Source organism: Lactococcus sp. FSL K6-0773, from assembly GCF_038006485.1.
GTDB classification, from domain to species: Bacteria; Bacillota; Bacilli; order Lactobacillales; family Streptococcaceae; genus Lactococcus; species Lactococcus lactis.
Genome location: NZ_JBBOVF010000001.1, coordinates 2,020,022 through 2,045,220, shown reverse-complemented (window position 1 = coordinate 2,045,220; position 25,199 = coordinate 2,020,022). Strand labels below are relative to the sequence as shown.

Sequence of the window (25,199 nt, the reverse complement as noted above, 5' to 3'; positions counted from 1 at the left end):
AAAAATACTCTCATCATTTAAGATAAGAGTATTTTATAAAAATCAAAAGAAATCATCAAATAGACTTAATTGATTATCATCAGGCATTCCTTCAAGAATACCCATATTGGTCATGTTTTCAATAATCGTTTGTGAAACACCACCACGCTTACGAAGTTCCATTTTACTTAAAAATTCACCTTCAGCACGCGCTGCAACGATTTGTTTTGCTACGTTTTCACCCAATCCGTCCATTGTTACAAATGGCGGAATTAAAGTATCACCATCAATAACAAACTCAGTAGCCTCCGAGCGATAAAGGTCAATTTTACCAAAAGTGAAACCACGCTCTAACATTTCATTACAAAGCTCTAAAGTCGTATAGAGGTTAGTTTCAACATTTGTTGCATCAAAACCTTTATCTTTAATTTCTTTCATTTTGGCTTTGACTGCTTCAAGACCTGCTCCCATTACCCCAATATCAAAGGCAGTTGCTCTAATAGAGAACCATGCACAATAATACAATATTGGATGATGAACTTTGAAATAAGCTACCCGTAAAGCCATCATAATATAGGCTGCCGCATGGGCTTTAGGGAACATGTATTTAATCTTTGAACAAGACTCAATGTACCATTCAGGAACATCATGTTCTCGCATAGCTTCTACATATTTTTCACGTTCTTCGGCGGGAATTTTATTCCACATTCCCTTACGCACCCGTTCCATAATTGTAAAAGCAAGACCGTTTTCTAGCCCCTTATGAATAAGATAAACCATGATATCATCCCGACAGCCAATAACGCTTGATAAGTCGGCAATCCCTGAACGAATTAAATCTTGAGCATTTCCTGACCAAACGTCCGTTCCGTGTGAAAGTCCAGAAATTTGGAGTAAATCTGCGAAGTTTTTAGGTTTGGCTTCGGCAATCATGTTCATTGAGGTGAAAGTTCCCATTTCAGGGATTCCCAAAGTTCCTAATTTTACCCCTAACTGTTCTTCGGTCAAGCCCAAAGATTCTGTCCCAGTGAAAAGCTTCATCACTCCTGGGTCATCCATTGGAATATCTTGAGGAACAATACCAGAGAGACTTTGTAATTTTCGAATCATCGTGGGGTCATCATGTCCAAGGATGTCAAGTTTTAAGATATTGTCATGAATCGCATGGAAATCAAAGTGAGTCGTTTGCCATTCGGCATTAACATCATCGGCCGGAAATTGTACAGGAGAAAAATCATAAACATCCATATAATTTGGAATAACGATAATCCCACCTGGGTGCTGTCCTGTTGTTCGTTTAACACCAGTTGATCCAGCAGCTAAGCGGTCAATTTCTGCATTTCCATAAAATTGATCATAATCACGTTCATATCCTTTGACAAAACCAAAGGCTGTTTTTTCAGCAACCGTACCAATTGTTCCTGCTCGAAAGGCATAATCTTCACCAAAGATATCTCGAACGTCCAAGTGAGCAAGAGGTTGATCATCCCCAGAGAAGTTCAAATCGATATCGGGAACTTTGTCTCCCTTGAAACCTAAGAAAGTTTCAAAAGGAATATCATGCCCATCTTTGATGAGTTTATGATCACATTTAGGGCAATTTTTATCTGGCATGTCATAACCAGAACCGAAAGATCCATCATCATAGCATTCAAAATATTGACATTCTGGGCAACGATAATGTGGAGCCAAGGGATTTACTTCGGTAATCCCAATCATTGTCGCAACAAGTGATGAACCAACAGAACCCCGTGAACCAACGATATAGCCTCGGTCATTAGAACGTTTTACAAGTTCTTGTGAAATAATATAAACAACTGAGAAACCATTTCCTAAAATCGATCGAAGTTCTTTTTCAAGTCGTGCGTCAATAATATCTGGCAATGGATTACCATACCACTCATGTGCTTTTTCATAGGTTAAGCGAACAATCCGTTCTTCGGAGGTTTCTCCTCCATCAAAAACCATCTTAGGTGTATATAAATCATCCCGAACTGGAGTCAAAACATCAAATTCATCGGCCAATTTTTGCGTATTGTCAATGACAATTTCACGCGCGGTCTTCTCATCAAGAAAACTAAAGGCTTCAAGCATTTCATCAGTTGTTCTAAAATGAGCTTCGGGTAACGGAAGAGGTTTGGCATGTTCCCCGTGTCCTTGAGTCCAGTTAATTTCAGCTCCAAGACCAAGTGAGCGAACAATAATTTCTCGATAAATAGCATCTTCTGGGTTCAAATAATGTAAATTACCTGTGGCCAGAACTGGCTTGCCTAAAGTCTTACCAATTTTTATCAAATCTTTAAGCGTTTGTTCCAATTCTTTTTCTGATTTGAAAGAACCACCAACAACAAGTGAACGATAAAGAGCTGGTGGAAATACTTCGATAAAATCATAAAACTTGGCGATTTCAAGCGTTTCTTCAAATGTTTTATTGATTGCTGCATCAAAAACTTCACCAATTTCGCAGGCCGAACCGACCAACAAACCTTCACGGTTGGCTTCTAAAACAGAACGTGGAACCCGAGGAAGACCAGCATAATATTTAACATTCCCAAAACTAACAATTTTAAAGAGATTTTTTAAACCTTCTTGTGTCTTGGCATATAAAGTCACGTGTTTTGGACGAACTTTTTTATAAGAATCTTCACTGACCAATTTGACATTAAGTTCTAAAAGACTTGTCCATCCTGTATTTCTAGTACGTAATTCTTCCAAAAATACAAAGAGCAAACGTCCGGTTGCTTCCGCATCAAAGTTGGCCATATGGTGATATTCAAGTCCAATTTGGAATTTCTTAGTCAATTGACCCAAACCAAAACGTTTCATTTCTGGGTAGAGATTACGGGCAAATTCAAGGGTATCAACCACTGGTTGCGTGATAATCGGCAGACCATTTCGTGAATAGTTCATATTCATGAAGCCCACGTCAAATGTTGCATTGTGGGCAACAAGAATTGTTCCTTCACAAAACTTTTGGAATTTTGTTAGAACTTCATATAATGGTTTGGCATTTTTGACATGGTCATCTGTAATTCCGGTTAATTCTGTTGTAAATTCGCTCAAACGATATCCTGGATTGATAAATTCATCAAATTCATCAATTGGATTCCCTTTGTGCATTTTTGTTGCCGCAATCTGAATCAAATCATTATGAACTGCCGAAAGTCCTGTTGTTTCCACGTCGAATACAACATAAGTTGATTCATACATGTCAACGTCAGTTTCATTGTAAACAATCGGAATTTTATCTTCAACAAGATTGGCTTCGACGCCATAGATAATCTTGACGCCATTCTTCTTTCCAGCCGAGTGAGCTTCAGGGAAAGATTGCAAACCACCATGGTCAGTAATTGCAATAGCTTTATGTCCCCATTTAGCAGCCTGAGCAACCAAACTAGAAGCAGAAGGAATGGCGTCCATTTGACTCATATTAGTATGCGCGTGAAATTCAACACGTTTTTCATCTGATTTGTCTTCACGAACATTTTGTGTCGGAATTTCAATCAAATCAGTCAATTGTAGGACTAAATCATTTTTGAAATTGTCCCGTTGAACATTCCCGCGGACTCGACACCATAGTCCCGCTTTAATTTGTTTGGCTAGCTGAATTTCTTCTTCGCCACGTAGCCATTTCTGAACATAAAAACTTGAAGTGTAATCAGTCATTTCAAATTCAAGAAGGTAACTAATATTTCCTGTTTTACGTGATTTAATTTCACGGAGTTCGCCTTTAAAGATATATCCTTCAAAAACAACTGGTCCGTTAGTCGAAAATTCACTGACAGAACGCATCGGAGTGACGGGTTCATTATTTTTGATTTCGCGACCTAATTGAATTTTATCTGATTTTACAGCTTTGATTTGAAGAGCAACACGGTCAATGGTTGGTTTAGGTTTAATTTCCACAACCGCATTAGCGGTCATCACCAAATCATCTTTGTATTTGTCGTGTTCAATATTTCCTTGTACACGCAACCAAAGAGCATCAGATAAGCTGTCAGTAAAATTATCTTCTCCATCAGTACGGTCAGCTATAATTTTTTCATTCATAGCTTTGACAGTACTGACAATTTGGTCAAATTGGGCAATTTCTTCATCCTTACGACCCCATTTTGAAATCATAAAAGTTGAAGTTTCATCAGCCATTTTTAATTCTAAAATATGGTTGACTTTCCCTGATTCTTTTCCCGTAAACTCACGGTGTGCGGCTTCAAAAACAAGACCCTCAAAAATAACGCCAAAACCTTCTCCAGCAATAAAAGACATGCTGGTAATAGGACTTTGTCCGCTGATTTTTCGGCCAAAGAAAATGCCGTCAGAAAGTGCTGTTTCCACAAATTCTGGTTTTGCTTCTCTGGTATTTTTGCTTTCCCGTTCTTCTGAACGTTGTTTTTTGATTTCAGAAATTTGGGCTTGTTCTGCAGTTTGAGCCGCCAAGCGAGCCGCAACTTTTTCAGCGTGAGCAGCTGCTTGCGTTTCTGTCAGCTCCTGGTCAACTAGAGGGGTTATTCTTAATTCTCCAAAACCGAAAGACTTAAATTTTTCCTCTAGAATTGGAAAATATTTTTCCACAAAAAAATCCATTTGCGGATTATCTTCCACCATTAAGTGAATTTTTTCTTCTTCCTTTTCAAGATGATATTTCTTAAAAATACTTGAAAAAGCAGAATCGCATAATTCTGGAAGTGTAAGTGCATATTGATAATAATCATTCAGATTTTTCTCATCAATATTTTGATTTCGACTGCTGACAGAAATTTCTGTACGAGCAATTGTCGAAAAAGCAGTTTCCGTCAGTTCTGTCAGTAATTTATATGTATCAATTGGTAAAATCTCATCAAAAATTAACTGAAAGTGCCAGAGCTTACTTGCCGTGTGCACTTCAACATTTTCAATATCAGCATGCTCAAATTGGCTAGAACGACGCAAATTTGGTGGCATTTTGATTTGTTCCATCAATTTTTCAAACAGATTTTCCATGTTTTTTTGACCCTTTATCTTATTTTTTCTATCCTTAGCAAATAGAATTTCATTTCTCATTATAGCATAAAAAAATGTTGCTTTTCATACTTTTTTAAGAATAAAATAACTGACAAAACTGTCAGTTATTTTATTTTAAAATTAATAGTTACTGACAGAGCTGTCAGTAAAACTATTTACCAGTTGAGCGATTTTCTTCATCCATTTCCCAAAAATAGAGTGCTTCTTCTACTGTCTGTGCTTCGCCACGTTTCATATAGCGAATCATATGACTGACAGCTTCTATTGTTTTAAATTGTGTGGGAATTCGTCGAAAATGATTTAATTCTGTCTGAATTTTTTCTTCATCTTCTTTAAGTTTGTTCAAATCAGCATTTAAAGATTTCATTTTTAGAGAACTTTCACCCTCTAAAGCTAATTTTTCTTTAAATTTTTTGGAATCATATCTGAACAAAAGACAAAAAATGAATAAATAGACAACTGAAATCACCAACAAAAGAACTAATGACACCTTTAAAAATATTCCTACTCCTAAAATAATAAGAAGAACTGCTAATTTTAAAATCAATGATAGACTTTGATGAGTATGAATTTTTTGCTTATCAGAGTGTTCAGCAAAAGATTCAATGCTTTGTTGAACTTTCTGCAAATTCTCAAGTAAGTGAAGCACTTTTTGACAATAAACTATCTCTTTATTAGTCGTTTCCACACAATCTACCTTTCATTCTCCCTTACTAGTCGAGCTAATATGCGATTGAGACCCCGAGGGTCTTTGTAGCCATGTTCAAAATAAAAGTCTGTGAACTCAATATCCTCAATTTTTAATTCTTGTTGAATCGCAAGTGAGAAAATATTGACGTACTCTGCCATATCGCTCGTTTTTCCAATACATTGTAAACCAAGAATTTGATGAGTGCGTCTCTCATAAATCATCCAAATATTACTTGGTAAATGTCCGTCTAAGTGTTCATTTAGTAAATGAACCGCATCTGCATCATAACCAGCATCAACTGCCTGTCTTATTGTAATCCCAGTCATAGCCATCACTAAATTATTCATTGGAACATGATAAGTTCCCTGACTACTATTAATTTTTTGGTGAGGAGCAAGTAAATTAATCGCCGCAATTTCACCATCGCGAACAGCATCCGAAGCATGTGGCAGATAATAGCTTTTTTCCAACAAATTAACATAAGTCGTTGAAACATCTCCGACAGCAAAAACATCTGGACAAGTGGTTTGCATGTATTCATCAACAATAACCGCTCCGCTATCTCCTAACTCAACTTGTTGATTCAGAAGATAAGAATTAGGCCGAAAACCAATCGTAAAGATTACTCCATCAACAGGAATTTTCTGACCATTTGCTGTTTGAATGATTGTATTTTCTTCGTCAGACCCAATTTCTGTCACTTCTGTATTTAATAGAAGACGCATTCCCTCTGCATTCATCCAACTTTCCAATAAATGACTTGCTGGTTCATCAAGATAATCGTTTAAAAGATTTTTATTGCGATGAATGAGTGTTGTCTGAATTCCTCTTTCTTGGGCAATCCGAGCAACTTCAACTCCGGTCATTCCACCACCAATTACTGCAATATTTTTGGCTGTTTTCAGAAATTCATCTGTTTTTATTGCATCATCCATACTTTTTAAAAAGTAAAGTTTGCTTTTTTTATCAAAAGGAACAGAGGTCATTGCCGGATAAGAACCCGTAGCAAAAATCAATTTATCATAGAGAGCGAGTTTCGTCTTTTTGGAATTGACTCTCCGATAAAATAGCCGTTTATTTTTGGTATCAATCTCTTCAACCACCGTTTCCATTTGCATGTTTAAACCAGCAGCTTTTAGTTCTTCTACCGATGAATAACTAGATTGATTAAGGACAGATTTTTGACCCGCCAGATAAGAAATAATTCCTTGAGAAACAAAAGAAACCTGATTACGCTTATCATAAAGCGTAATTCCGGCGTGGGAGCTTCCAACAATAACAATTTTCATAGTAAATCTCTTTTATTATTTACTTAAAATTTCAATGGTATTGACAAGTTCATCTTTATTAATTTCAACAACTTCACCTGTTGCACGAATTTTAACTTCAACAACACCCTCAGCAGCTTTTTTACCGATTGTCACACGAACTGGCAAACCAATCAAATCGCTGTCAGCAAATTTAACACCTGCACGTTCATTACGGTCATCTACTAAGACCTGATAACCTTTGCCACGCAATTTTTCTTCAAGTTCAGAAGTCAATTCCATTGCTGCTTCATCTTTAACATTAACTGGAACAAGATGAATATCAAATGGTGCTAATTCTTTAGGGAAATTAATTGACCAGCTAAATTTAAATTCTTCTCTTGGCGTTTTTTCAACATAGATACGAGCAAATTGTTCCAAAATAGCTGAAAGCAAACGACTTACACCGATTCCGTAACAACCCATGAGCATTGGAATTGAACGACCATTCGCATCAAGAATATTGGCATTCATCGCTTCTGTATAGCGAGTTCCTAATTTAAAGATATGTCCAATTTCGATACCACGCGCAAATTTCAAAGTTCCACGGCCATCTGGTGAAATCTCACCTTCATTAACTGTACGTAAATCAACAAACTCTTCAACTTCATAATCACGGCCAAAGTTAGCATTTTTATAATGGAAACCATCAACGTTAGCTCCAACCACAGCATTTTTAATTTGTTCAACTTTGCGGTCAGCAATAATCTTGACATTTTCAAGCCCGATTGGTCCAAGTGAACCAAAATGAGCTCCAAATTTTTCTTCAACTTCTGCTTCACTGGCAGCTTCAATAAATGATGCTCCAAGATAATTGGTTAATTTGACTTCGTTGAGTTGGTCATTACCATTTAACAAAATAACCACTAATTCATCATCTGCGTGATAAACCAATGTTTTAACTGTTTGTTCTTCATCAATTTCAAGGAATTTTGAAACTTCATCAATTGTTTTAGCACCTGGTGTCGCTACTTTTTCAAGTTCAAGTTCTTCAGTATAAGCTACATTTGGTTCAAATTGACTGCTGGCCATTTCAATATTTGCCGCATAATCGCCACCTTCAGCGTAGACAATTGTATCTTCACCGGCAATCAACCATTTGCCAAGTTCTTCTTTGATTTCTGAAAGGACAGATTCTGGAATTTCTTCGATTGAAGTAATATTTTTACTCAAAACGAGCCATTTTTCAAGATTGATTCTATCATCTGTAATAGCAATAAATTCTTGACTATCTTTACCACCCATTGCTCCAGCATCGGCAATAATTGGTTTAAAGTTTAAGCCAGCACGTTCAAAGATTTTTTCGTAGGCTTTTTTGTAATCATTATAAGTCTCGTCCAATGAATCTTGGTCAGCATGGTAGCTATAACCATCTTTCATCAAGAACTCACGACCGCGCAATAGTCCATAACGTGGACGTTTTTCATCACGGAATTTTGGAGCAATTTGGTAAACATTAAGTGGTAATTTTTTATATGAAGTAATTTCATCACGGACAAGAGAAGTCATTGTTTCTTCATGTGTTGGTCCTAAAATAAAATCAGAATTATCACGGTTTTTTAATTTATATAAATCCTCACCATATGTGTCATAACGGCCAGATTCACGCCAAAGGTCAGCTGTCAAAAGACTTGGGGCAAGAAGTTCTACTGCACCAATTTCGTCAAACTCTTCACGCATGATATTTTTCAACTTTTCAAGTACGCGGTTTGCTAATGGCAAGTAAGCATAAATTCCTGCTGAAACTTGACGAACATATCCTGCGCGCATAAGTAAAGCATGGCTGATAACCTGGGCATCAGAAGGCATTTCCCGAAGGGTTGGTATAAGCATTTTTGATTGTTTCATAATTTTAAAATTTCCTTTATGAGTTTGGTTCAGCTTCTTTCCTTTTGAAATAGAAGACGAATAGATATATTAATTTACAAAGGCTCGGAGAATATCATTCCATGTTACTGCTACAAAGAGCACAAGCATGAAGACAACTCCTACCATTGTGATGATTGATTCCTTTTCTTGTGAGAGTGCTTTGCCACGAATTGCTTCAATAATATTTAGGACAATTTTTCCACCATCAAGTACTGGAATAGGAAAAAGATTGACAATCCCTAAATTAATTGAAAGCATAGCTAAAAGATTAATAATCGTCGGCAAACCTGCTCTCGCGGCTTGGCCACTGAGTTGATATATAGCAACTGGGCCACCAAGTTTATCAAGACTCGGTCGTGCAATCAAACTTCCTAAAGCTTTAAAGATTGCTGTAGCTGATTGGCCTGCTCGAACAAAGCCACCTGTAATCTTATCAAAGAAACCTGTTTTCATTGACTGCATAATGCCAACACGATAACTTCCGTCCATTTTTTTTGGTGTAACTGATAAGGTTTCCGATTTGCCTGAACGGCTAACTTCAAGTTTTAATTCTTTTCCTTTAGAACCTGAAATTTCAGTAACAACATTGTTCCAATCTGCCGTTTTAGTTCCATTGACTGCTTCAATTTTATCACCAGCTTTTAAGCCAGCATTGTAAGCGGGTGTTCCTTTTTCAACTTGGCCAATAGCATTAGTAGTTGAAGGAACGCCTCCTTGAACAAAGGTTAGAACGATAAAAGCGATGATTCCTAAAATAAAGTTATTCAAAGGACCACCGAAGTTTGTCAACATTTTATGAAAGACACCGGCTGATTGATATTGAACATCGAGTGGTGCAATCCGAACTTCTGTTCCATCTTCTTCAATGATTGTTGCATCATGATCAACAGAATAACGTTTGATTTCCCCAAAAACTTCTCCTTCAATGAAAAGTTCTTTTTCAAAATCATATTCAGTAATCAACATTGGAATTGCTTCTTCTAATTCAACATGTTCTGACAGATTAATTCTTCTGACGATATTACTGACAGAATTTTCAGCTTCTGGATTTACTACTTCAGATTTACTGACAACAAGACTTGCAGCTTGTCCTTTTTTGATTTCAGTCTTGTCATCACCCCAACCAGCCAAACGAACATAGCCACCGAGTGGAAGAATTCTTATCGTGTAAAGTGTCCCATCTTTTGCTTGGTGAGCAAAAATTTTCGGGCCCATTCCAACGGCATATTCACGCACTAAAATTCCTGAACGTTTTGCCCACCAAAGATGGCCATATTCATGGATAGCGACAATAATACCAAAGATAATAATAAAAGTAATCAGTGTTTCTATCAATCGACTTCCCCCTTAAAATTAGAATAGTCCAAGTAGATGCATAATCGGGAAAACAAAAATTAAATTGTCAAAGCGGTCAAGAATTCCACCATGACCTGGTAAAATTTTACCTGAATCTTTTACGCCAAAATGACGTTTAATACTTGATTCCACAAGGTCACCAATCTGACCAACCACTGAAAAGATAATTGTAAAGATAACAAGTTTCACAAAGCCAATTTGCGGCAATTCCTTAGTAAATAAGAAATACATGACTAAGGCAACAACAACGGCTGAAACAATTCCTCCAACTGAACCGACCACTGTTTTATTTGGTGAAACAGATGGCAAAAGTTTTTGTGGAAAGCGGTCTTTAAGCGAGCGGCCAAAAGCATAGGCCCCGATATCTGTCGCCCAAACGATAAATAGAGCTAAAAAGACAATATAAACACTTGTTTGACGTGCTGTCAGTAAATTTTGAAAACCAATCCCTACATAGAAAGCCGAAAGAAAAGGAAAACCAACATCAACAAAAGAATATTTCCCGTTTGAAAGGACCATTCCTGTTAACATCATGAATAAAAAGAGTGTAAAGAGCATCACTCCCCCGTCAGCATTTAGACCTAACCAATGTTTACCGACTGGCAAAGCAAGTGACAAAGCAGCTAAAGTCGCTAAAATTCCTTCAAATGAAAAAACTTGTAATTTATACATTCTAAATAGCTCTTGCATTGCAATAATAACAAGCAGAGCGACTAAAATTTGAAAGTAAGCTCCTCCAAGAAGCAAGAGGGCTAAAAAGATTCCTCCCGCAACTACTCCTGTGATAATTCGTTGCATCATTATTTGACTCCTCCATATCTGCGGTCACGCTTTTGAAAAGCAGAAATAGCCTTGTCCAATTCTTTGTCATCGAAATCTGGCCAGGCAGTTTGCGCAAAATATAATTCACTATAAGCTGACTGCCAAGTCAAGAAATTAGACATTCTTTGTTCACCAGATGTTCTGATAATCAAGTCTGGATCCCGAAGATTTTCAGGCAAAACAGCAGTTTGTAGATGTTTTGACAACTCTTCTTCTGTCAGTAAACTTAAATCCTGACCACTTTTAGCAAGCTCTTGAATGGCTAAAATAATATCACGACGGCCACCATAATTCATTGCAAAATTCAAAATCATTCCGTCATTTTCAGATGTTTCTTGAGCCGCACGGTCAATTGAATCTAACGTTGCTTTTGGCAAACCTTCGCGTTCACCAATCATCCGAATCTGAATATTTTCTTCTTTTAAAACTGGAACATATTTACTATAAAAATCGATAGGTAAACTCATGATGAATTTCACTTCATCAACTGGTCTTGTCCAATTTTCTGTGGAAAAAGCATAAACGGTCATCACTTTTATGCCACGTCTCGCACCATGAACAGCAACATCTTTTAGCGAATCCATTCCTGCTTTGTGTCCAAAGATTCGTGGTTTCCCTTTCTGCTTAGCCCATCGTCCATTACCATCCATGATAATTCCGATATGCTCTGGAAGTAATTCTTCTTGCTCTTTATTTTTTAAGTTATTAAACATAGTACCTCACATGAGAATTTTATGCAAAAATATTTATCATAAATTCACCATTATGCTCTTTGGTTATTAAAGTTTTATTTACACCAAAGACTCTAAGAAAGAAATTCTCTTCTTCTTATTTTTTTCTTTATCAATTTATTCAAAAACTTTCTCTACTGTTTTTTTCAAAAAAGACAGTATTACTTTTCCATTTTACCATATTTTAATATAGATTTGTATCTCAAATTTTATTGGTCAGTAATCATAAGTTATTCTATTTGCTAAAATCAACTGACAGATAAATCTGTCAGTAAAATATTTTATAAAAAAATCCTGTCAGTAACTGACAGGAAAATAAATTAAATCTATTTTCTCATTAAATGTAGAAAAGAGATTAGTTTTCTTCAATTGGGCTTTCCACTTTTGTTTCGGCCGGTGTTTCTTCAACAACAGTTGTTTCTGGTGTTACACCACTTTTTACAGTTTTTACGGCTGCACGGTCGAAAGTCAAAATCACACCTTCACAATCAAGTTCAATTGTTCCTTTTGCTGAATCAATGCTTGAAAGAATTCCGTGCAATCCACCAATTGTTACGATTTCTGAACCTGGTTGCATTGCATCCAATTGTTCTTGGCGTTTAGATTGTTGTTTCTTTTGTTGACGGTTCATGAAGAACATCATCCCACCCATAACGACAACGATAAAAATAAGAGATAAGCCTGACATTTCTGTCTCCTTTATATGTTTTATTCAAATTTAAGTTCATTTTCGAACATTCTTCTTATTCTATCATAGTTTGAAAACTCTGTCAAATCAGGCTTTAGAGATGTTTACTTGCTTCTCGAATTGAAAGTTTCGCCATTTTATTTTCATGTTCTTCAATAAATTTTATGACCCAAGCAGAATTTGTTTTTGCCAAATCTCGCAAAGCCCAACCTATTGCTTTCGTAATAAAAAATTCATCAGCAAAAGAACTTCCTAAAAGATTTTTTTCAATATTATATGAAAGTAATTCTAAATCTGTTTGATTTTTAAAGCTTAATTGACAGTCAATTGCAATTCGTCGAATCCAAAAATTTTCGGCTTGAGCCCATTCTTTCACGAGAGTCTTGACCTGTTCATAAGCAGTTGAGTCATTTTCGGTCGCTTGTTTACGACCTGTCAGTAAAAGATGACCAACTAATTCATCTAAAGCATCAACCGTATCCCACCATGATTTACTGACAGTCAATTTTTTTATCTTTTCCATGTCATCAAAAATAACCCATTTCTTCATTTGATGAAGATAATCTAAAGCCAGATATTGAAATTCACGCTCAGGCAAATTCCAAAATTCAAAAACAAGCTCCCAATCAATTTGCCTATCTGCCTTTTTTTCCTTTAGAAAATCTTTTGCCAAAAGACGTCTTTCTGGCGTTTTTAAACCAATAAACTCAAACTGGTGACGCAAATATGCTGCTTGTTTTTCAGCATTTTCTTCATTCTTATATTGACGAAACTCTTCTATAATATTAATCATTTCATTCCTTTCAAATTTTTACTTATGATAAGCCGAACCTCGATTAATCATTTGTGCCCGATAAATTTGTTCTACTAAAACCAGACGCATCAGTTGATGAGGAAGTGTCATCCGCCCAAAAGAAATTTGCAAATCACTTCGTTGATAGACTTCCTTTGAAAGTCCTAAAGAACCACCAATTACAAAAACAAGATTTCCTGTTCCGTAAACTTCAGCTTTCTTCACAAAATCAGCCACTTCCTCTGATGACATTAATTTTCCTTGAATGGCTAAAATAGCTAACTGATCTCCTGCTTGAATCCGTGATAAAATTTTCTCACCTTCACGTTTTTTCAACGCCTCTGCTTCTTTTTCGGAAGCATTATCTGGAATTTTTTCATCCGCTAGCTCAATAATTTCAAGTGGCAGCATCGTTCCCATTCGTTTAACATATTCAGCAATTCCATCTTTTAAATACTTTTCTTTAAGTTTTCCAACAACTACTAATTTAATCTTCATTTTTATTTTTCTCTCTAAATTAAAACTTTATTACTTAAAAATTAACAACTTTTCCCCAGTTTTTTGATTACTTTTACACTTTCAAGAATAAAAACATTTATAAATTCTTAAATTTATTTTATAATTTTACCCTTTTCCCCCATTGAAAACAAGATGAAAACATGATTTATCAACATTTTTTTACTTTTTTCCACTTTTCTGTGGAAAACTTTATTAAAATATCCACTTATCCTCATTAATTTTTAGATTATCCACAAAAATGTGGAGAAACTATATTAGTTTGATTTTTGTTACTTTTAAGGTATTATTAAGTGAGAGTAGATATAATTACATCATAGAAATACTACAAAGAGTAATAATTGAAAGGAATTATTTATGGCAAAAGCTAATATAGGAAAATTGCTATTAACAGGTGTCGTGGGCGGAGCCATCGCACTTGGAGGAAGTGCAATCTATCAAAGCACTACAAATCAATCGGCAAATAATAGTCGTTCAAATACAACTAGTACAAAGGTTAGTAACGTTTCGGTAAATGTCAATACCGATGTTACCTCTGCAATTAAAAAAGTTTCAAATTCTGTCGTTTCTGTTATGAATTATCAAAAAGATAACTCACAAAGTAGTGACTTCAGTTCAATTTTTGGTGGAAATAGCGGTTCAAGTTCATCGACTGATGGCTTACAGCTTTCTAGTGAAGGCTCTGGTGTCATCTACAAAAAATCTGGTGGTGATGCTTACGTTGTAACTAACTACCACGTTATTGCTGGTAATAGCTCACTTGATGTTCTGCTTTCTGGTGGAAAAAAAGTCAAAGCTTCTGTGGTTGGTTATGATGAATACACAGACCTTGCTGTTCTTAAAATCAGTTCTGAACATGTCAAAGATGTGGCGACATTCGCTGATTCTAGTAAATTAACAATTGGTGAACCTGCCATTGCCGTTGGCTCACCTTTAGGTAGTCAATTTGCAAACACCGCAACTGAAGGAATTTTATCTGCAACAAGCCGTCAAGTGACTTTGACCCAAGAAAATGGTCAAACAACTAATATCAATGCAATTCAAACAGATGCTGCCATTAACCCTGGTAACTCTGGAGGGGCTTTGATTAATATTGAAGGGCAAGTTATTGGAATTACTCAAAGTAAAATTACAACAACTGAAGATGGTTCTACTTCTGTCGAAGGTTTAGGATTTGCGATTCCTTCTAATGATGTCGTAAATATCATTAATAAACTTGAAGCTGATGGTAAGATTTCACGCCCTGCTTTAGGTATCCGAATGGTTGACCTTTCACAATTATCAACAAATGACAGTTCTCAATTGAAACTACCAAGCAGTGTAACAGGTGGGGTTGTTGTTTACTCCGTCCAATCTGGACTTCCTGCTGCCTCAGCTGGTTTGAAAGCTGGAGATGTAATTACAAAGGTTGGCGATACAGCAGTAACTTCTTCAACAGACTTGCAAAGTGCTCTTTACTCACACAATATCAATGATACAGTAAAAGTTACTTATTATCGTGATGGTAAATCAAATACAGCAGATGTTAAACTTTCTAAATCAACCAGTGACTTAGAAACAAGCAGTTCATCTTCTTCTAATTAATAACTTAATAATTTAATAAAAGTCTTCTGTAAATAGAAGGCTTTTTTCATACTAAAGTCTGAAATTTTTAAAAATAATAAATTTCCATTTTTCTTTTATTGATTTATGGTAAAATAAAGTTAAGCATGAAAATTTTACTTTACTTAGAAGCCGAACAATTTTTGAGTCATTCAGGAATTGGTCGTGCAATGAAACATCAACAACGCGCCCTTGATTTAATGGGCATTGACTGGACAAAAAATCCTGAGGATGATTACGATATCCTCCATTTAAATACTTATGGCTTTAGCAGTTGGAAAATGTTAAAGAAAGCAAAAAAAGCTGGAAAAAAAGTAATCTTCCATGGTCATTCGACCAAAGAAGATTTTCAAAATTCCTTTATTGGCTCAAATATTGCTGCTCCTTTCTTTAAACAATATTTAATGCACTTTTATCGTGCTGCTGATTTAGTCATTACACCAACTGATTATTCTGCTAGTTTGCTCCGTTCTTACGGAATTAAATGTCCAATCTTACCTATTTCAAACGGAATTGATTTGACTAAATATTCTCGAAGTGAAGCCAAAGAGCAAGCCTTCCGTGAATATTTTTCACTAAAATCTGACCAAAAAGTTGTCGTGACAGCTGCCCTTTATTTTAAACGTAAAGGGATAGATGATTTTATTAAAGTGGCTGAAAGAATGCCCGATGTGACTTTCATTTGGTTTGGTTATCAAAATCTTTGGACTATTCCTGGTTGGATTCGTCGAATTGTTAAGAAAAATCATCCGAAAAATGTTCTTTTCCCAGGTTATATCAAGGGAGATATTTTTGAAGGAGCCATGTCATCTGCAGATGCCTTCTTTTTCCCTTCTCGAGAAGAAACTGAAGGAATCGTTGTTCTTGAAGCACTTGCTAGTCACCAAAAAACTGTCGTTCGAGACATCCCAGTTTATCATGGCTGGCTTGATTCAACTTGTGTAAGTATGGCAACAGATGTTGAAGGTTTTGTCAATCAACTTCAGGATGTTTTAGATGGAAAGGTTGACAAGACAAAAGAGGCTTATCAAGTAGCTGAAAGTCGGACAATTGAAAAAGTTGCCCAACAATTAGCTGATGCTTATCAGCAAACTTTAGAACTTTAATTTTTAAAAATTACTGACAGAAAGAAAAAGTAGTTGCTGACCAAGCTGTCAGTAAAATTTTCTTACTAAAATTCTTGTCAGTAAAAAAATAAAAAATTTACAGAAATATAAACGGGAATTTATTTATGAGAGTTGGACTTTTTACAGATAGTTACTTTCCACAAATCAGTGGAGTAGCAACAAGTATTCGCACTTTGGCCCTAGAGCTTGAAAAATTAGGGCATGAGGTTTTCATTTTTACAACAACAGATCCAAATGCTGATGTGGACCACGAACGAAATATTATTCGGCTGCAATCCATTCCTTTTGTGAGCTTAGCAGAACGTAAAATTGTCCTCAAAGGTGTTTTTGCTGCTTATTTAATTGCTAAAGACTATGATTTAGATATCATCCATACGCAAACTGAATTTGGAATGGGAATTTTAGGTAAAATGGTTGCTGCTCAATTACGCATCCCTGTCATTCATACCTTACATACTAAGTATGAAGATTATGTTTACTACATCGCCAAAGGACGCTTAATCCGTCCAAGTATGGTTAAATACATTATTCGTAATTTCCTGCGTGGAACTGAAGCGATTATTTGTCCAAGCGAAATGGTTTTGGAAACTGTCAATAGTTACGGTGTCACTCTTCCTAAACGTGTCATTCCAACAGGAATTGAAATTGACCGTTTTAAACGTGATGACATTGAACCTGAAGAAACAGCAAAATTAAGAGTCGAGCTTGGTCTTGCAGAAAATGAAATCATGTTGCTCAGTCTCTCACGGATTGCGGCTGAAAAAAATATCCAAGCAGTGATTCATGCATTACCAGATATTTTAGAAGAGTTTCCCGTGAAACTTGTAATCGTTGGTCATGGCCCATATGCCGAAAATCTAAAAGAATTAGTTAAAGAACTTGAACTTACTGATAAAGTTGTCTTCACAGGCCCAGTTGAAAATGAGAAAACAGCCTATTATTATAAAGCTGCTGACTTCTTCATTTCTGCTTCTACTTCAGAAACCCAAGGCTTGACTTATCTTGAAGCAATGGCAGCAGGGACAAGAGTCCTAGCTGCTAAAAATCCTTATTTGTCTGAATTAATTAATGACGATGAATTCGGACAACTCTTCATTGGTGATGATGATTTAGCTGAAGTTACCAAAAAGGCAATTCGTGATTTACATCCCATTGATAAAGATAAATTTGAAAAGAAACTTTATGAAATTTCAGCGGAAAATTTTGCTAAAAAAGTTTATCTCTTCTATATTGACATCATTATTGAATACAATAACCTTAAGTCTATTGAGGCGGAACGTTTTCCAATGAAAATGGAAGATACCATTCGTCAAATGCCAGTTACTGTTAAACGTTCACTTAAAAGAGAACAAATTCGAGCAAAATATTTTGCCAGAAAAGCCAGTAAACTTGCCAAAAATCTACAAAGTTATGTTAAAATAGATAAGGACAAAGAACAGGACTAATGGGGTCAATCCTAAGAACTGTCCCTTTGAAAAACAATTGGAAGTAAAAAACAATTTTATAAAAACAGAGTTTTGCTTTGCAGAACACCGAAAGGAATTTTTAAGAAATGAAATCACATTTGTTAGCAATTATGAATCGCTTAAACCGTTTGGTTGAAGGTGGTGACCCAAAAGAAACTTATAATTTTGAACGTGAAGGCGAAGTAATGCTTACTGTAAGTTACAGTCCAGAAGATGAAGCTTTTGCTTTGCGTTATCCTAAACAAAAAGATGCTTCATTGTTCGATGATATCGACCTTGTTGCCATTGAAATTTATGATATGATTTATTAAAAAGTTACTGATGAAAAGATTAGGATAAACCTAAGAACTTTCATCAGTATTTTTTTATCTTAATTCTAACATTTCTTAAATGTTGTTGAACTTTTATATTTTTTATAGTAGAATATCAATAAAATACAATTGGAGATGTTTATGAAAAAGAAAATTTGGATGTCCTTGGGACTTGCTGCACTTGCAGTTTTTTCCCTTTCTGCTTGCTCAACTAAAAACTCTGATGAGGCCAAAAAGGCCTTTATTTCAGATACAGTTGCCTTGAATAATTCTAAAGACTATAATGCTCAAAAAGTAAAAGTTGATGTTAATGAATTCAAAATTCATGGTGGTGGAGATAATTCTGAATTCAACAAGATTTTTAACAAGGGTGCTGGACTCGATTTTAATATTGGACTTGATAAGACTAACCAACTTGCAGTTCTTGATGGAAAATTGACAGTCGCTAAAAAAGATTATGATTTAGGATTTATGATGTCACAAAAAGGGCTTTATATTAGTAGTTCAGACATTAAATCACTTTATGATAACAATAAAGATTTAATTCCAAGTTCTGCCGAGGATACGGCTACAATTTACGAAGCTATGATTGATAGTCTCAATAAATCATATTTGCTGATTGATTCGCAAACGCTTGATTCAAATGTTCAATCTTCTAAAGATAACTGGGAATCAACGCTTAAGCAACTTTTTGAATCAAATTCAAAAATGAGTGAAGCTGATTTAGAGAAACAATATAAAGAGATTCCGAATTCTGATTTCACCAAATCTGGAAATAAAGTGACTGTGGAATTTTCTGGTAAAGATATTGACCTCAATGATTTAATCAATAATTTGAGTGCTACTTATTCTATTCCTAAAGAACAAACAGAGCGATTAATCAAAGAAAGTAAAAATATTGATATCAGCAAACTTTCTGTTAAATTAACTGTAGATAAAAAATCTCATGAAATGACTGGAAAACTGACTGGTAGTATTTCTAATACAAAAGAAAAAACAAGTGCTGACCTTGATATTTCTTTAGCCTCAACGCGTAGCAAACTAAAAGAAACACTTAAAGAGCCTGCTGCTACAGACACTAATACACTCGAAGAAGTGCAAAATGCAGCCATTGAAAAATTAATGGCGCAAGCAAGTGCGATTTAATAAAAAAGTTACTGACAGAAATTTCTGTCAGTAACTTTTTTTAATGTTTTCCATAATAAATTTCATCAATTTCATCAGTGTAAGTTCCGTCATCATTATGAACAATCAAAGGCGGTAAGAAAATTTCGCCCCCTTCTTTGCCGTCTTTAATCGCATCAATCAATAAAATATTTGCTGGTTGATTTGCCTTAGGATAAACAAATTGAATCCATTTAGGTTGCAAATTATTAGCACGCATTTTGTCTACAATTTCTAAAAAACGCTCTGGTCTATGAACCATGGCAATATGTCCGTTTGTTTTGAGTAATTTTTTACTGACAGAAAAAATTTCATCCAGATTTGTCGTCAATTCATGACGGGCCAAAGTATAATGCTTACTTTCATTTAAATGACTTTCATCTGAATCCACTTTAAAATAAGGTGGATTACAAAAAATCAAATCTGCACTTGAAGTATGAAGATGGTCAAGCGCCCGATTAAGATTATCATTAATGACAGACATTCTGTCATTAAGTCCATTGAGTTCAATTGAGCGAGTTGCCATATCAGCCAAACGTTCTTGAATCTCTAATTCAATAATTTGAGCATTTGTTTTAGAACTCGCAAAAAGTCCGACAGCTCCATTTCCCGCACATAAATCTACAATTTTACCCCGTTTTGGTAAGCGCGGAAAACGAGCTAACAAAATCGCATCAATGCTAAAAGAAAAAACCTCTCGGCTTTGAATAATTTTTACCCCACTGCTGGCGATTTCATCAATTCTCTCATCCATGTTCAATTCGATATTTTCCATAATTTTATTATAACACAGCCAGTAAGGCGAAACAAAATTTCGTGCTGTTGACTCTCCGTCTAATTACTATTTCGCTCCCTTCGTCAGCTGAATTGTCCATACTCTCTACGGCAGTAAACTGCCAAGTTCTAGTGGCAATCAAGTCCCATCGGGCTTAGCGGGTTGCCTTTCTACTAATCCGAAAAAGGGTGAAGATACGGGCAATGAGTATTTTAACATAGCCCCTAACCTTTCTTCTAACAGTACCCGTTAAAAAACGATAATCAGCCCCAGCTAATTATCGTTTTTATTTATTTTGTCAATAAACATGAAGAAGTGAACGGTTTAATTCTATCAATAATCTTTATTATTTAGCTTCATACCAAGTCTTACCAGTATTTTCATCCACTTTTAATGGGACAGCAAGTTCAATCGCTTCTTCCATCGTTTGTTTTACCAAGGCCTTAATTTCATCTAATTCCTCTAAAGGAACATCAAGGATAATTTCATCGTGTACTTGCAATAATAATTTTGATTTAAAATCACGAGCACTCAAAGCTTTATCCAAATTAATCATCGCAATTTTTAAGATATCAGCTGCCGAACCTTGAATTGGTGAATTAATAGCCGTCCGTTCTGCAAAACCACGAACATTAAAATTACGAGCATTAATATCTGGAATCTTACGACGACGGTGACTCATTGTTTCAACAAAACCTTTGTCTCGTGCCTCGCGAACAATATTTTCCATATAGGTTTTAATCCCAGGATAACGTTCAAAATAAGTTTCAATGTAATTTTTAGCATCTTTTCTTGTAATTCCAAGATTTCTTGCTAAACCAAAATCGGAAATTCCATAGACTACTCCAAAATTGACTGCTTTAGCATTTCTACGATCATTAGCAGTCACATCTTCTGCTTTTTCAATGCCGAAAACACGCATAGCCGTTGAAGTATGGATATCAGCTCCATGTTTAAAGGCATCAATCAAATGTTCATCCCCGGAAATATGTGCCAAAACCCGCAATTCAATTTGTGAATAGTCAGAACTCAATAAAAGTGAATCTTTGCTTGGGACAAAAGCTTTACGAATTTTTCGTCCCTCCTCAAGTCGAACAGGAATATTTTGTAAATTCGGGTCAACTGAGCTCAAACGTCCAGTTTGAGTCAAATCTTGAACATAACGTGTATGAATTTTTCCATCATCTGCAATTTGAGGAATCAGACCTTTCACATAAGTTGATTGTACTTTATTGATTTGACGATATTCCAAAATTTTTGCTACAACGGGAGATAAAGCAGCTAAGTCTTCTAAAACATCCACTGCCGTTGAATAGCCTGTTTTTGTTTTCTTTCCAACCGGTAGCTGTAATTTTTCAAATAAAATCACACCCAACTGTTTTGGTGAATTAATATTAAATTCTTCACCAGCCAAGTCGTAAATTTCACGCGTCAAAGAAGCCAATTTTTCTTCATTTTCCGCACCAATTTCTTCCAGTGTATTTTGGCTGACAGCAATCCCTGTAATTTCCATTTTTGCTAAAACTTCTGCTAATGGTAATTCCATGTCAGATAAAAGATGCTCTTGTTCATTTTCAAGCAATTCAGCCATCATTTTTTCTTTGGCCAAGGCAAGCACTTTAATTTTACGAGCTAAATGTTCAAATAAAACCGCATCATCAGGTAAAGCAATTTTTGTACCTTTGCCAAAAATTTCTTCATCCGTTGCCAAATGTCCGCTATTGAAAAGTCTTGCAATCGTCGAAATTTTATTATCTTCTGTTGTTGAAATTAGATATTTTGCAAGCATTGCATCAAATTTGACCAAAGGTAATTCGATATCCAAGTGACTCAAAAGTACCCGATTTTTCTTGAAATCATAAGTATTTTCAGGGAACTTCATTTTTGTCAGTAAATCTATATTTTTAGAAACATAAATTTTCTCAGCATTTCCCCAGGCAAAAGCCACAATTTGCTCACGATGATAATTTTCCCCTAAAGTTTCCAAATAGAAGAAATCATCAGCATTTACCTTTTCACTGATAGAGCCATCAGTAACTATTTCAAAATCAATTTCGTCAACAACTTTTTCGTCAGTAACTTCTCCACCAGCCTCAGCCAATAATTTACTTTTGAATTGAGCAAATCCCATTTCATCATAAAATTGACTAAGTTCATCAACCTTTTTACCTTTTAAAAGCGTATCATCTAAGCCAATTTCAATTGGAGCTTTCGTATTTATCGTTGCCAATTGTTGTGACAAAAAGGCCATTTCTTTGTCAGCAATTAGATTTTCTTTCATTTTGCTGGCTTTCAAAGAATCAACATTTTCATAAAGATTTTCAAGCGATCCAAACTCTTGTAAAAGTTTAAGACCAGTTTTTTCGCCAACTTTTGTCACGCCAGGGTAGTTATCAGAAGAATCGCCCATTAATGCTTTTAAATCAATAAATTGGGCTGGAGTCAATCCCATTTTTTCTAAAAGATAATCAGGTGTAAACTCCTCAAACTCAGCAACACCCTTCTTAGAAATTTCAACTCGCGTATTTCCATCCACAAGCTGAATCATATCCTTATCACCCGTCACAATAGTAACATCAAAATTAACAATTGGGGCTTCCGCCATTTTGTCCAAAGTCCCAATAATATCATCAGCCTCGTAGTTAGCTAACTCATAATGACGAATTCCCAATTTCTCAATCATTTCCTTGATAAAAGGTAATTGCTCACGAAATTCATCTGGTGTTTTTGAACGTCCACCTTTATAGTCAGCAAACATTTCCGTACGAAAAGTTGTTTTTCCTGCATCAAATGCAATCAAAACATGTGTGGGCTCAATCCGTTCCATCAATGAAGAAAGCATTGTATGAAATGCAAAAATAGCATTAGTATGTAACCCATTTGGCGCTTTAAAGCGATCTATCTGATTATATAGCGCAAAAAAGGCCCGAAAGGCAACCGATGACCCATCAATTAGTAAAAGTCTGTCCTTGTTCTCCATTTTATTTCCTATCTCTTCCATATTTCTATACTTTTATCCATTCATCTAAGTAAATATTATCTTAAAACACATAAAAACGAGCTTTACTAAATTATAACATTTTCACCACTTCTTTTGGAACTGCTCAACTTTAAGCATGGTCATTCAATTATTTTAAAAATAAATGATCAATAATCCTTGACATGGAACGCGTTCCATAATTTAAAATAGACTTAATCAAACAAAGGAGCTTAATCACATGAAAATTAAACACATTTTTACAGATATGGATGGAACATTACTTGACTCACACGGAAGTGTATCAGACACTAACCACTGGTCTATTTATTACAGTGAACTTCCAATCACATTAGTTTCAGCCCGCAGTTCCTTAGAAATGAGCAATATTGTAGAAAAATTACAACTCACAACCCCTCAAATCGCCTTTAACGGGAACCTAACCTTCACCCAAAATCAATTTGGACTAAAAATTATTGATAAAAATCCCCTAGCTTCAGAAACCGTCTCACAACTATTAAATTACATCTCAACAGAATTTCCCAATGTCAGCTTAAATTGGTACAGTCTTGCTCACTGGTACATTAACAAACAAGACAAAGGAACCTTTATCCAAAAAGCAATAACAGGTATAGAACCTAAAATCAAAGCCTTTGATGGTCAATCAGAAATATATAAAATAATGATGATTGTCTTTGATTCTCAAGAACTCTTACAACTTCAAGCTCAACTAAATAATCTAAACATCCCCAATATTTCAGTTCAACAAAGCGGACAATGGTATTTAGAAATTACATCTGATAATAAAACAAAACCCGACGCTGTACAATCAATACTTGATAATAAAAATTTAGACTTTCAGGAAATTGCCGCTATTGGTGATGGTCATAATGATATTCCACTTCTCCAATCAGCTGGACTCGCTATTGCCGTAGATAATGCTAACTCCGAGGTCAAAAAACATGTTAAAATGGTTGTAGCAAAAAATACTGACCATGGTGTCGCTGAAGCAATATCAGCTATTAATACCATTAACGAACAGGTGATATAATGACCTCTTTATCCGATTTATCGAAACTTAGCGGCTATTCAAAAGCTACCATCTCTCGTGCCCTTTCTGGGAATGGCTATGTTTCAAAAGAAACACGTAAAATTATTTTGGACTTAGCTAAAGAACTTGACTATACTCCCAATGCAATCGCACAGGATTTATCGGCTGGTACAACAAAAAATATCGGAGTTGTCCTCCCCTACGTCAAGCATCCGTTTTTTGGGCAAATATTAGAAGGAATTCTGGATAAAAGTTTTGAAACCGGTTATAAAATCGTCATCCTCCCTTCAAATTATGACCAAAATCTAGAAATTCAATACTTAGAGCAACTCCGAAAAAAAGCATTTGAAGCATTAATTTTTACCTCAAGGGAAGTTTCTGAACAAACCGTTCATAAATACCAAAAATATGGCCCAATTATTTTATGCCATAAACCTAAAAGTAAAAAAATAGCCACCAGTTATGCAGAAAGAAAAATTGGATATCGAAACGCTCTAGAATGGCTTCAAGAACAAAATTGTAATAATATTGGGTTTCTCTTTGCACGTTATAAAAGTCCAACTACATCTGTTACTCTCCAAACCTATAAAGAAATATACGAAGAAAAAGTAAGAGATGAGCAAATAAAAACGGGTGCAGTATCTTCAGCAGACGGTTACAAATTGGGGCCCCAACTTACACAATTTGATGCAATATTTGCTAATTCTGATGATATTGCTGCTAATGTTTGGCGCTGGTTTGAGCAACAAAAAATACCTAAACCTATTATTATTGGCCAAGAATCCTTAATATCTGGTCAGGTTCTCAATATTCCAACCGTAAATAATCACTTTCAACAAGTAGTTCTTGTGCATTTGAATTGGCTATTTCCAAAGAAATTCAGCAACTAGCAATTAAATCAGAGTTTATTCTAAATCGTTAAATAAAAAAAGGCCCGAGAGGTCTTTTTTATTTATTCATACATCATATCTCT

Annotated in this window: 19 protein-coding genes; 7 read left to right on the top strand and 12 right to left on the bottom strand. The window is 35.4% G+C overall.

Annotation, left to right across the window (positions count from 1 at the left end):
• Window positions 1-42 precede the first annotated feature (42 nt).
• The 10 genes from MHB61_RS10120 to rlmH form a co-directional block, all read right to left on the bottom strand.
• A complete protein-coding gene (locus MHB61_RS10120; protein WP_170959143.1) occupies window positions 43-4,959 on the bottom strand; it encodes a PolC-type DNA polymerase III in 4,917 nt (1,638 codons plus the stop codon).
• A gap of 172 nt (window positions 4,960-5,131) precedes the next feature.
• A complete protein-coding gene (locus tag MHB61_RS10115) occupies window positions 5,132-5,668 on the bottom strand; it encodes a hypothetical protein (RefSeq protein WP_137016100.1) in 537 nt (178 codons plus the stop codon).
• 5 nt (window positions 5,669-5,673) lie between these two features.
• Entirely contained in the window at window positions 5,674-6,960 is a 1,287-nt protein-coding gene (locus MHB61_RS10110) for an NAD(P)/FAD-dependent oxidoreductase (RefSeq protein ID WP_137016098.1), read from the bottom strand.
• Window positions 6,961-6,975: 15 nt separating this feature from the next.
• The gene (locus MHB61_RS10105; protein ID WP_003130592.1) at window positions 6,976-8,826 is read right to left on the bottom strand and encodes a proline--tRNA ligase; all 1,851 of its coding nucleotides are present in this window, start codon (window positions 8,824-8,826) and stop codon (window positions 6,976-6,978) included.
• Window positions 8,827-8,895: 69 nt separating this feature from the next.
• Window positions 8,896-10,182 (bottom strand): RIP metalloprotease RseP, encoded by a 1,287-nt coding sequence (gene rseP / locus MHB61_RS10100; RefSeq protein ID WP_003130591.1) that lies wholly within the window; start codon window positions 10,180-10,182, stop codon window positions 8,896-8,898.
• An 18-nt stretch (window positions 10,183-10,200) separates the two neighbouring features.
• Window positions 10,201-11,004: a phosphatidate cytidylyltransferase gene (locus MHB61_RS10095; RefSeq protein WP_003130590.1), complete on the bottom strand. Its 804-nt coding sequence runs from the start codon at window positions 11,002-11,004 to the stop codon at window positions 10,201-10,203.
• A complete protein-coding gene (locus tag MHB61_RS10090) occupies window positions 11,004-11,738 on the bottom strand; it encodes an isoprenyl transferase (protein WP_003130589.1) in 735 nt (244 codons plus the stop codon). Before MHB61_RS10090 ends, MHB61_RS10095 begins: the two co-directional genes overlap by 1 nt.
• Before the next feature lie 373 nt (window positions 11,739-12,111).
• A complete protein-coding gene (gene yajC / locus MHB61_RS10085; RefSeq protein ID WP_003130588.1) occupies window positions 12,112-12,444 on the bottom strand; it encodes a preprotein translocase subunit YajC in 333 nt (110 codons plus the stop codon).
• 94 nt (window positions 12,445-12,538) lie between these two features.
• On the bottom strand, window positions 12,539-13,237 hold the full coding sequence (locus MHB61_RS10080) for a DNA alkylation repair protein (protein ID WP_003130586.1): 699 nt from the start codon (window positions 13,235-13,237) through the stop codon (window positions 12,539-12,541).
• Between the two features lie 18 nt (window positions 13,238-13,255).
• Window positions 13,256-13,735 carry a 23S rRNA (pseudouridine(1915)-N(3))-methyltransferase RlmH gene (rlmH, locus tag MHB61_RS10075; protein ID WP_003130585.1) on the bottom strand — a complete coding sequence of 160 codons (480 nt, stop codon included), beginning with the start codon at window positions 13,733-13,735 and terminating at the stop codon, window positions 13,256-13,258.
• 375 nt (window positions 13,736-14,110) lie between these two features.
• Here rlmH and MHB61_RS10070 point away from each other — a divergent pair, with 375 nt between their 5' ends.
• The 5 genes from MHB61_RS10070 (at window position 14,111) to MHB61_RS10050 (ending at window position 19,405) form a co-directional block, all read left to right on the top strand.
• Window positions 14,111-15,337, top strand: coding sequence for a S1C family serine protease (locus MHB61_RS10070; protein WP_003130583.1), 1,227 nt, complete (start codon window positions 14,111-14,113; stop codon window positions 15,335-15,337).
• Window positions 15,338-15,462: 125 nt separating this feature from the next.
• Window positions 15,463-16,461 carry a glycosyltransferase family 4 protein gene (locus MHB61_RS10065; RefSeq protein WP_010906330.1) on the top strand — a complete coding sequence of 333 codons (999 nt, stop codon included), beginning with the start codon at window positions 15,463-15,465 and terminating at the stop codon, window positions 16,459-16,461.
• A 125-nt stretch (window positions 16,462-16,586) separates the two neighbouring features.
• Window positions 16,587-17,927 carry a glycosyltransferase family 4 protein gene (locus MHB61_RS10060; protein WP_003130580.1) on the top strand — a complete coding sequence of 447 codons (1,341 nt, stop codon included), beginning with the start codon at window positions 16,587-16,589 and terminating at the stop codon, window positions 17,925-17,927.
• 107 nt (window positions 17,928-18,034) lie between these two features.
• On the top strand, window positions 18,035-18,259 hold the full coding sequence (locus tag MHB61_RS10055) for a YkuJ family protein (protein WP_003130579.1): 225 nt from the start codon (window positions 18,035-18,037) through the stop codon (window positions 18,257-18,259).
• A gap of 141 nt (window positions 18,260-18,400) precedes the next feature.
• Window positions 18,401-19,405, top strand: coding sequence for a hypothetical protein (locus MHB61_RS10050; protein WP_014570826.1), 1,005 nt, complete (start codon window positions 18,401-18,403; stop codon window positions 19,403-19,405).
• Between the two features lie 40 nt (window positions 19,406-19,445).
• Here the strand turns inward: MHB61_RS10050 and MHB61_RS10045 are convergent, their stop codons facing one another.
• Window positions 19,446-20,198 carry a tRNA1(Val) (adenine(37)-N6)-methyltransferase gene (locus MHB61_RS10045; RefSeq protein WP_003130577.1) on the bottom strand — a complete coding sequence of 251 codons (753 nt, stop codon included), beginning with the start codon at window positions 20,196-20,198 and terminating at the stop codon, window positions 19,446-19,448.
• Window positions 20,199-20,544: 346 nt separating this feature from the next.
• Window positions 20,545-23,178: a DNA polymerase I gene (polA, locus tag MHB61_RS10040; protein ID WP_014570827.1), complete on the bottom strand. Its 2,634-nt coding sequence runs from the start codon at window positions 23,176-23,178 to the stop codon at window positions 20,545-20,547.
• 238 nt (window positions 23,179-23,416) lie between these two features.
• On the opposite strand from polA, the gene MHB61_RS10035 reads away from it, so the two are divergent.
• A complete protein-coding gene (locus tag MHB61_RS10035) occupies window positions 23,417-24,226 on the top strand; it encodes a Cof-type HAD-IIB family hydrolase (protein WP_137016096.1) in 810 nt (269 codons plus the stop codon).
• Complete coding sequence (locus MHB61_RS10030) at window positions 24,226-25,116, top strand: LacI family DNA-binding transcriptional regulator (protein ID WP_003130574.1); 891 nt, start codon at window positions 24,226-24,228, stop codon at window positions 25,114-25,116. The genes MHB61_RS10035 and MHB61_RS10030 overlap by 1 nt, the downstream gene beginning before the upstream one ends.
• Window positions 25,117-25,199 lie beyond the last annotated feature (83 nt).

What these genes read in the sequence shown, in the direction of transcription:
- MHB61_RS10120 (WP_170959143.1), bottom strand. Translation starts at nt 4,959, where the DNA reads ATGGAAAATCTGTTTGAAAAATTGATGGAACAAATCAAAATGCCACCA.
- MHB61_RS10110 (WP_137016098.1), bottom strand. Translation starts at nt 6,960, where the DNA reads ATGAAAATTGTTATTGTTGGAAGCTCCCACGCCGGAATTACGCTTTAT.
- MHB61_RS10105 (WP_003130592.1), bottom strand. Translation starts at nt 8,826, where the DNA reads ATGAAACAATCAAAAATGCTTATACCAACCCTTCGGGAAATGCCTTCT.
- MHB61_RS10095 (WP_003130590.1), bottom strand. Translation starts at nt 11,004, where the DNA reads ATGATGCAACGAATTATCACAGGAGTAGTTGCGGGAGGAATCTTTTTA.
- MHB61_RS10090 (WP_003130589.1), bottom strand. Translation starts at nt 11,738, where the DNA reads ATGTTTAATAACTTAAAAAATAAAGAGCAAGAAGAATTACTTCCAGAG.
- yajC (WP_003130588.1), bottom strand. Translation starts at nt 12,444, where the DNA reads ATGTCAGGCTTATCTCTTATTTTTATCGTTGTCGTTATGGGTGGGATG.
- MHB61_RS10080 (WP_003130586.1), bottom strand. Translation starts at nt 13,237, where the DNA reads ATGATTAATATTATAGAAGAGTTTCGTCAATATAAGAATGAAGAAAAT.
- rlmH (WP_003130585.1), bottom strand. Translation starts at nt 13,735, where the DNA reads ATGAAGATTAAATTAGTAGTTGTTGGAAAACTTAAAGAAAAGTATTTA.
- MHB61_RS10070 (WP_003130583.1), top strand. Translation starts at nt 14,111, where the DNA reads ATGGCAAAAGCTAATATAGGAAAATTGCTATTAACAGGTGTCGTGGGC.
- MHB61_RS10065 (WP_010906330.1), top strand. Translation starts at nt 15,463, where the DNA reads ATGAAAATTTTACTTTACTTAGAAGCCGAACAATTTTTGAGTCATTCA.
- MHB61_RS10060 (WP_003130580.1), top strand. Translation starts at nt 16,587, where the DNA reads ATGAGAGTTGGACTTTTTACAGATAGTTACTTTCCACAAATCAGTGGA.
- MHB61_RS10055 (WP_003130579.1), top strand. Translation starts at nt 18,035, where the DNA reads ATGAAATCACATTTGTTAGCAATTATGAATCGCTTAAACCGTTTGGTT.
- MHB61_RS10050 (WP_014570826.1), top strand. Translation starts at nt 18,401, where the DNA reads ATGAAAAAGAAAATTTGGATGTCCTTGGGACTTGCTGCACTTGCAGTT.
- MHB61_RS10045 (WP_003130577.1), bottom strand. Translation starts at nt 20,198, where the DNA reads ATGGAAAATATCGAATTGAACATGGATGAGAGAATTGATGAAATCGCC.
- polA (WP_014570827.1), bottom strand. Translation starts at nt 23,178, where the DNA reads ATGGAGAACAAGGACAGACTTTTACTAATTGATGGGTCATCGGTTGCC.
- MHB61_RS10035 (WP_137016096.1), top strand. Translation starts at nt 23,417, where the DNA reads ATGAAAATTAAACACATTTTTACAGATATGGATGGAACATTACTTGAC.
- MHB61_RS10030 (WP_003130574.1), top strand. Translation starts at nt 24,226, where the DNA reads ATGACCTCTTTATCCGATTTATCGAAACTTAGCGGCTATTCAAAAGCT.